Here is a 7,563-nt window from a genome sequence, read left to right as displayed (position 1 = left end):
CCGCCTGCTACGCAATCTTGCAAAACGCGCGGAACAGTTGGGCATGACACTTACCCCGGCTACCGCATGAACAACACCATGGCCGGGAGGGGGCGGCGGTGTTGTTTCTTAAGAGACCTGACACCGGGTACGAGCGGGCGCCCGCTTGCCTGTCCAGTTCCTATCCGACACCCACGGCAACGTTCCAGGCAACATTCCAGGCCCTTCCCTGCACGTAATTCGTAAACCTTCTATAATTTCAGTAATTCCTGAAAATTCAATACTTCCAAAGACCTATAGACATGACCAATCTCAGTCCACTTGCCCAGAAATTCATCCTGCACTTCGGCGAAATGGGCAGCCGCTGGGGCATCAACCGCACCGTGGGGCAGATTTACGCCTTGCTGTACGTGCTGGCCAAGCCGCTCAATGCCGACGAAATCGCCGAACACCTGCAGTTTTCGCGCTCGAATGTGTCGATGGGCCTCAAGGAGCTGCAATCCTGGCGCCTGGTCAAGCTGCTGCACCAGCCGGGCGACCGCCGCGAATACTTCGAGCCGCCCAAGGATATCTGGGACATTTTCAAGGCCCTGCTCGAGGAACGCCGCCGCCGCGAAGTCGAGCCGACCCTCTCGATGCTGCGCGACGCCCTGCTCGAAACGCCGGCCACCGACGCCGACCGCGTCGCCCAGGAACGCATGCGCGAGATGTACAACCTGATCGAACTATCGAGCTCCTGGTTCGACGACGTGCAGCGTCTCTCGCCCGAAACCCTCACCTCGCTGATGAAGATGGGCTCCACCGTCAAGACCCTGCTCAACGTGGGCGATACCGTGCGCGGCACCTTCCGCAAGAAGCGCGCTCCCGAGCCGGCCGCCCCCGAAGCGACAGCGGCAGCCGCCGCTGACCGCGACAGCGGCGAGAGCAACGTCAAAGGCGAATAGGATGCGCGCCCTTCTTCACCGCCTCCCGTTCGCACTGGCGATCACGCTGGTGCTGGTTTTGAAGGCCGTCATCCTGTTCATGCTCTACAAAGCCTTTTTCTCCACGCCCCAGGTTAAAAAAATGCGCATGCCGACCGCGCAGGTCGAACAGCACCTGCTCGCGACGCCCCGACCAACACCACCTGTTCCTGCCAAGGCCACGCCATGAGTCCCATCGATGATGTTGTCAGCCTGTCGCGCTTGCAGTTCGCCGCGACCGCCATGTATCACTTCCTGTTCGTTCCCCTCACCCTCGGCCTGTCCTGGATCCTGGTAATCATGGAATCGGTCTACGTCATGACCGGGCGCGAAATCTACCGCGACATGACCAAGTTCTGGGGCAAGCTGTTCGGGATTAACTTCGCCATGGGCGTCACCACCGGCATCACCCTCGAATTCCAGTTCGGGACCAACTGGGCCTACTACTCGCACTACGTGGGCGATATCTTCGGCACCCCGCTGGCGATCGAGGGCATGATGGCCTTCTTCCTCGAATCGACCTTTGTCGGCCTGTTCTTCTTCGGCTGGTCGCGCTTGTCGAAAGTGCAGCACCTGGGCGTGACCTTCCTGGTGGCGCTCGGATCGAGCCTGTCGGCCCTGTGGATCCTGATCGCCAACGGCTGGATGAACAACCCGGTCGGCGCCGAATTCAATTTCGAAACCATGCGCATGGAACTGGTGAGCATCTCGGACGTCATCTTCAATCCGGTCGCCCAGGTCAAGTTCGTGCACACCGTCGCCGCCGGCTATGTCACCGCCTCGATGTTCGTGCTGGGGGTGTCGGCCTTTTACCTGCTCAAGGCGCGCGACGTGCCGTTCGCCCTGCGCTCGTTCGCCATCGCGGCCGGCTTCGGCCTGGCCTCGACCCTGTCGGTGATCGTGCTGGGCGACGAATCGGGCTACACCGCCGGGGAAGTGAACAAGGTCAAGCTGGCCGCCATCGAAGCCGAATGGGAAACCGAGCCGGCGCCGGCCGGCATCACCCTCATCGGTCTGCCCAACGATGCCGAGGAGCGCACCGATTACGCGGTCAAGATTCCCTACGTGCTGGGCGTGATCGCCACCCGTTCGCTCGATACCCAGGTGACCGGCATCAAGGACCTGAAAAAGCTGCACGAGTCGCGCATCCGCAACGGCATGCTGTCGTACGCGGCCCTCACACGCCTGAAAGGCGGCGACAAGTCGCCTGAAGCGCGCGCCGAATTCCTGCGCCTGAAGGACGACCTGGGCTACGGCCTGCTGCTCAAGAAGTACACCCCGCGCGTGATCGACGCCACCGAAGCGCAGATCAAGATGGCGGTGGGCGACACAGTGCCGAAAGTCGCGCCGCTGTTCTGGTCCTTCCGCATCATGGTCGGCCTGGGATTCCTGTTCCTGTTTATCTTCAGCGCCTCGTTCTACTTCCTGATCCGCAAGCGCCTGGCGCAGCAGCGCTGGTTGCTGAAACTGGCCGTGGTCGCGATCCCGCTGCCGTGGGTGGCGGCCGAACTGGGCTGGGTGGTGGCCGAATACGGCCGCCAGCCGTGGACCATCGCCGGCATCCTGCCGACCCATTTGTCGGCGTCCACGCTGCAGGCGTCGAACCTGTATTTCAGCCTGGCCGGCTTCATCGGCTTCTACACGCTGCTGCTGGTGATCGAGATGGGATTGATGATCAAGTACACGCGCCTGGGACCGAGCGCGCTGCATACGGGTAAATATCACTGGGAACTGGAACACAAGGAGGCCGCATGATCTTCGACTACGACACGCTCAAAGTCATCTGGTGGGGCTTTGTCGGCATTTTGCTGATCGGCTTCGCGCTGACCAACGGTTTCGACTTCGGGGTTGGCATGTGGCTGCCCTTCCTCGGCAAGGACGACATGGAACGGCGCGTCATCATCAACGTGATCGGCCCGACCTGGGAAGGCAACCAGACCTGGTTCATCGCCGCCGGCGGCTGCATGTTCGCGGCCTGGCCACTGGTGTACGCGGCCGCCTTCTCGGGCTTTTACGTGGCGCTGATGCTGCTGCTGTTCGCGCTGTTCTTCCGCCCGGTCGGCTTCGACTACCGCAGCAAGCTGGCCGACACGCGCTGGCGCACTGCCTGGGACTGGGGCCTGTTTACCGGGGGCTTCGTGCCGCCGCTGATCTTCGGCATCGCCTTCGGCAACCTGCTGCAGGGCGTGCCCTTCCACTACGACGACACCATGCGCATGGAGTACACCGGCAGCTTCTTTGGCCTGTTCAATCCTTTCGGCCTGCTGGCCGGCGTGCTGGGGGTGTCGATGCTGGCGATGCACGGCGCCACTTACCTGTACCAGAAGACCGATGACGTCATCGCCGGACGCGCGCGCAAGGCGGCCATGGCGGCCGGCGCGCTGACCTTGCTCGCCTTCGGCGCGGCCGGCGTGTGGGTCGCAACGGGGATGGAGGGGTTTCGCATCGTCTCGATGCCGCCGGTCGACAGCGCCTTCATGCCGACCGCCAAAGTGGTCGAGCGCGGCGTCGGCGCGTGGATGGATAACTATACGCGCTGGCCGCTGACGATCGCCTTCCCGGTCCTGGGCCTGCTCGGCGCGGCGCTGGCGGTGCTTTTGTGCGCGGCGCGCCGCAGCCTGCCGGCCTTCCTGGCCAGCGGCGTGTCGGTCGCCTCGATCCTGCTGACGGCCGGCGCGGCCATGTTCCCGTTTATCATGCCCTCGTCGCTCTCGCCCGGCAACGGCCTGACCGCCTGGGATGCGGTGGCCAGTCACAAGAGCCTGGGGGTGATGTTCTGGGTGATTGTGGTGATGCTCCCGATCGTGGTGGTGTACACCAGCTGGGTCTACTCGATCATGCGCGGCAAGGTCACCGCGGCGCATATCCGCGAAAACGAACACGAATCTTACTAGGAGCAGACCATGTGGTATTTTGCCTGGATATTGGGGATTGGCCTTGCCCTCTCGGCCGCCATCATCAACGTGATGTGGCTGGAGGCGAATTACGCGTTCGGCCTGCGCGACGAGGATGTCACGCGTGCCAGCTTTGAAGAGGCGAACAAAGAAGATCGCCTGTTCTGACGCGGGCCGACGGCCGGCCCGATGACACCTCGCGGCGGCCTTCGACCTGCGTCGATGGCCGCCGCGAGGACATGCTTAAACCGGAGTCGCGGTTGCGAACATTCCGACGATGACCATCAACCACATCAAGACGCCAAATCCCATCCACACATAATTGGCGGTGGTCAGGTCGTTATTGGCTGCGCCTTCCGGATCGCCGCAAGCCTTGTTGATAAACGCCTGGGCGCTGCGCATGCTGTAGCCAATACCGCCCAGCACGGCCAGCGCGATCAAGTTGCCCAGGAACGGGCCGACCATGCGGGTGATAAAGCCGTTCAGCACGTTGGCAACGACGAGCAGGACGACCAGCCCGGTGGCATGGCTCGCGAAATCCCAGGCCAGCGGTCGCTGCTTCGCATCCGCGTGCTGGTCCACGCGGCGGAACAAGGCGTGGATGAAGAAGAGCGCGAAAAAGGCGCGTGCCACCGGCCAGATATCGCTGTCGGTCGAGTTTTGCAGCTGGCATTGCTTCTTGTAGTTGCTCCAGTTCTTGTAGTACCAGTACACCTGGTACATCGAGAACGTCAAAATGAACATCAGCGTGAACTTGCGCTGCGAGACAACATAGAAGCTGTCGTCGGAGCCGGCAGCGACTGGCGTCTTGCTCATGTCGGCTTGCGGAGGTGCGTAAAGGTTATCTGTCATATAATTCTTTCAGGAAAAGTTGCATAATTTTAACAGAACTTTTCGCCTCGTGCCTATCTGACAAGGGTATTCTTGTTGTTTTTTTGAGCAGATTGGAATCGATTACAGGTCGCCCGCCCCATCACCACCTGTCGGCGCGCAGCCTTCCCGGCCAGCGAGCCGCGTCAATCGACTTCCTCGGGCATGAGCAGGGCCATGAACTCCTCGAGCATGAACATGTCCACGAGCAGCACCACCCATAGCACGCATCCGAGGGCGATCCAGATGTAGTTCGCCCGCGTCAATTCCTTGTTGCCCTCGCCCCGGGGATCGCCGCAACTTTGGTTGATGTAGCCCTGCGCCAGGCATTCGCTGTAGCAGGTGGCAAACACCAGGATAAAGATGATCGCGGTGACCAACCCGCTGTCGAGGTTCGTGTCCGGCATCCAGTTCATGACGTGCGTGGCGCCGATCAGCGTTACCAGGACCACGCCGTGGTTTTTATGGTTCCACACCAGTGGGCGCCCTCTGGCCGCCGCGTGAGCGGCCACGGCGCTGAACAGGGATTGGACGAAGAGCAGGGCGAACACGGCGCGCGCGGCCGGCCACAGATTACCGCCGGGGCCATTCGCAAGCCGGCGTTGCTGCCGGACGAAGCCCCATTGCCGGTAAAACCAGTAGAATTCATACATGCCCACGGTCGCCAGGAACAGGATCGTGAACTTGCGCTGCGAGACAATATAGAAGACCTCGTCGGAACCGGTCGCCGGCGCTGGCTGGGTCATGTCGGCCTGGGGCGGCGCGTAGGGATTCTGGTTCATATGTTCATTTTGTAATTTGACAAACTTTAACATATGCACTATCAACGCCGCCATCGCGCAACCCGCCATGTCGCTTTCATGCATGCCGTGGTGGGACGATATGGTAAAGTGCCCTCATGCAACCCCTTAAATACCTGAGCGCCTATTCCGAGCAGACGCAGGCGCAAGTGACCCAGCTGATCGCGCAAAACAAGCTCGGCGACGTGCTCAAGCAGCGCTACCCCGCCGCCCACGAGGTGCGCACCGACCGCGCCCTGTACGACTACGTGCAAGACCTCAAGACCGAATTCCTGCGCAACGCCGACCCGATCAACAAGGTCGTCTTCGACAGCAAACTGCACGTGATCCAGCACGCGCTCGGCCTGCACACCTTCATCTCGCGCGTACAGGGCAACAAGCTCAAGGCCAAGCACGAGATCCGCGTGGCCACCGTGTTCAAGGACACGCCGATCGAATTCCTGCGCATGATCGCCGTGCACGAACTGGCGCACGTCAAGGAAAAGCAGCACGACAAGGCTTTCTACAAGCTGTGCTGCTACATGGAGCCGAACTACCACCAGTACGAATTCGACCTGAGGCTGTACCTGACGCAGCTCGACGTGTCGGGCCAGCGCCTCTGGTGATCCGTATCCCCGCGTATTAACGCCGCTGCAAGGTCCACTGCTGGTTGACGGCGTTATTGAGCCCGTTCTGGATGATGGCCGCATTATCCTGCGCGCTGCCGCCCTTGAGGTCCAGCGCCATCCCGCTCAGCTGGTTGCTCACCGTGTAAAAGCCCGCCGCCGGACTGGCAAAACGCCACTTCTGCCCGCTGCCGGCCCAGTAATCCCACTGCGCGATGGGCGTGCCGGCCGTGGTCGAGTTACCGTAGTTATCCAGGCTGCGCAAACTGCCCGCGTTGATGATGCTGTAGACGCCATCACCCTGCCCGATCACATACCACGACTGGTGTTTCGCGCCGCTGTCGGCAGCCTGCTGCACCAGGGCGCCGTTGGCCGTGGCCGCACCGGCCACCGTCAGCACCTTGCCGCTGGCGCGTGACTTGATCGCATACGCGCCGTCGCTGATGCCGCCGCAGCCGGCGAAGCTGCTGAAATTGCGCGTCATGCTCGGCCAGCCGCCGCTGTAGCTCATCTTCAGGATGTCCAGCTTGGCGTTGCCCTTGTCGCTCAGGTCGTAGTAATGGGTCGAGACGTAATTGCAGCCATCCTGCTTGAGCACTCCCACGTGGCCCGGCCCCCTGTACTTGCCGTCGGTGTTCGGCAGGATCGTGCGCGCGCCCGAATACGGCCCGGTCACGCTGGTGGCGCGCAGCACCTCCACGTAGTAGGTGCTGTCGGCCAGCCGGCAGCAGGCACCGCGGTTGACGAACAGGTAGTAATACTCGCCATTGCGCGTGATGTACGGCGCCTCGATATCCTGGTGCCCGCCGCCCAATACCTTGGTCACGCTGCCGGCCAGCTTGCCGTTGGCCTGGTTGATCTGCGCCACCCCGATCCCGCCGAAGAACGAGCCGTACGACATGTACACCTTGCCGTCATGGTCGCGGAACAGGGCCGGGTCGATCGCATTGATTTCGGCCGGGCTGCCGAACGATTCGACCACGATGCCAAGGTCGGTCCACGCCGGGTTTTTCAGCGACGCCGAACGCGCCACGCCGATCGCCGACGTCGTCGAGCCCCAGGACGACACCGAGTAATACAGGTAGTAGTAACCGTTCATGTGGATCACGTCGGGCGCCCACATGTCCCCGCTAAAGCCGGGGATCTTGTTGGCGATCCAACCCGGATAGGTGGCAAACACCGGCTTGCTCTGCGCCGACCAGGTGAGCAGGTCTTTTGAGGTCGAATGCCAGATGCCCGTTTTGCCCGTGGTGAAGTTGAAGTAGGTGTCGCCGTCCTTGGTGACGGTGCCGGGGTCGTGCGCGTTCTTGACGCCGGCCAGTTCGATGGCCGACGCCGGGGCGGCACACATGGCCAGGGCCAGCGCCGCGATAAGTGGTTTTAACATGGGTCTCCGTTATGGTTGTGGTTGTCCTGCCAACTCAGGGTAGGCCTGGCGCGCCGTGCGGACCAA

General features: G+C 61.9%; 9 protein-coding genes. 6 read left to right on the top strand and 3 right to left on the bottom strand.

The window, feature by feature from the left end:
- The first annotated feature begins 281 nt into the window (after window positions 1–281).
- The 5 genes from F0185_RS19235 to cydX are packed head-to-tail and all read left to right on the top strand — an operon-like array spanning window position 282 to window position 4,003.
- Window positions 282–923 carry a GbsR/MarR family transcriptional regulator gene (locus tag F0185_RS19235; RefSeq protein WP_167227099.1) on the top strand — a complete coding sequence of 214 codons (642 nt, stop codon included), beginning with the start codon at window positions 282–284 and terminating at the stop codon, window positions 921–923.
- Window position 924: 1 nt separating this feature from the next.
- On the top strand, window positions 925–1,131 hold the full coding sequence (gene cydP / locus F0185_RS19230; protein WP_166886186.1) for a cytochrome oxidase putative small subunit CydP: 207 nt from the start codon (window positions 925–927) through the stop codon (window positions 1,129–1,131).
- Entirely contained in the window at window positions 1,128–2,696 is a 1,569-nt protein-coding gene (locus F0185_RS19225; protein ID WP_167227097.1) for a cytochrome ubiquinol oxidase subunit I, read from the top strand. Before cydP ends, F0185_RS19225 begins: the two co-directional genes overlap by 4 nt.
- Window positions 2,693–3,835, top strand: a complete 1,143-nt coding sequence (gene cydB, locus F0185_RS19220) for a cytochrome d ubiquinol oxidase subunit II (RefSeq protein ID WP_167227095.1) — start codon at window positions 2,693–2,695, stop codon at window positions 3,833–3,835. Before F0185_RS19225 ends, cydB begins: the two co-directional genes overlap by 4 nt.
- 9 nt (window positions 3,836–3,844) lie before the next feature.
- Window positions 3,845–4,003: a cytochrome bd-I oxidase subunit CydX gene (cydX, locus tag F0185_RS19215; protein ID WP_167227093.1), complete on the top strand. Its 159-nt coding sequence runs from the start codon at window positions 3,845–3,847 to the stop codon at window positions 4,001–4,003.
- 75 nt (window positions 4,004–4,078) lie between these two features.
- Here the strand turns inward: cydX and F0185_RS19210 are convergent, their stop codons facing one another.
- Both F0185_RS19210 and F0185_RS19205 read right to left on the bottom strand, forming a co-directional pair.
- Complete coding sequence (locus F0185_RS19210; RefSeq protein WP_167227091.1) at window positions 4,079–4,687, bottom strand: hypothetical protein; 609 nt, start codon at window positions 4,685–4,687, stop codon at window positions 4,079–4,081.
- A gap of 164 nt (window positions 4,688–4,851) precedes the next feature.
- A complete protein-coding gene (locus F0185_RS19205; RefSeq protein ID WP_167227089.1) occupies window positions 4,852–5,571 on the bottom strand; it encodes a hypothetical protein in 720 nt (239 codons plus the stop codon).
- Between the two features lie 32 nt (window positions 5,572–5,603).
- On the opposite strand from F0185_RS19205, the gene F0185_RS19200 reads away from it, so the two are divergent.
- On the top strand, window positions 5,604–6,110 hold the full coding sequence (locus F0185_RS19200) for a YgjP-like metallopeptidase domain-containing protein (protein WP_166886198.1): 507 nt from the start codon (window positions 5,604–5,606) through the stop codon (window positions 6,108–6,110).
- 16 nt (window positions 6,111–6,126) lie between these two features.
- Here F0185_RS19200 and F0185_RS19195 read toward each other — a convergent pair whose 3' ends face one another.
- Entirely contained in the window at window positions 6,127–7,497 is a 1,371-nt protein-coding gene (locus F0185_RS19195; protein ID WP_167227087.1) for a family 43 glycosylhydrolase, read from the bottom strand.
- Between the last annotated feature and the right edge of the window lie 66 nt (window positions 7,498–7,563).

The organism is Massilia rubra (assembly GCF_011682065.1).
GTDB classification, from domain to species: Bacteria; Pseudomonadota; Gammaproteobacteria; order Burkholderiales; family Burkholderiaceae_D; genus Telluria_A; species Telluria_A rubra.
Note: the sequence above shows the minus strand (reverse complement) of the source record. Positions and strands in the feature narration are given on the sequence as shown.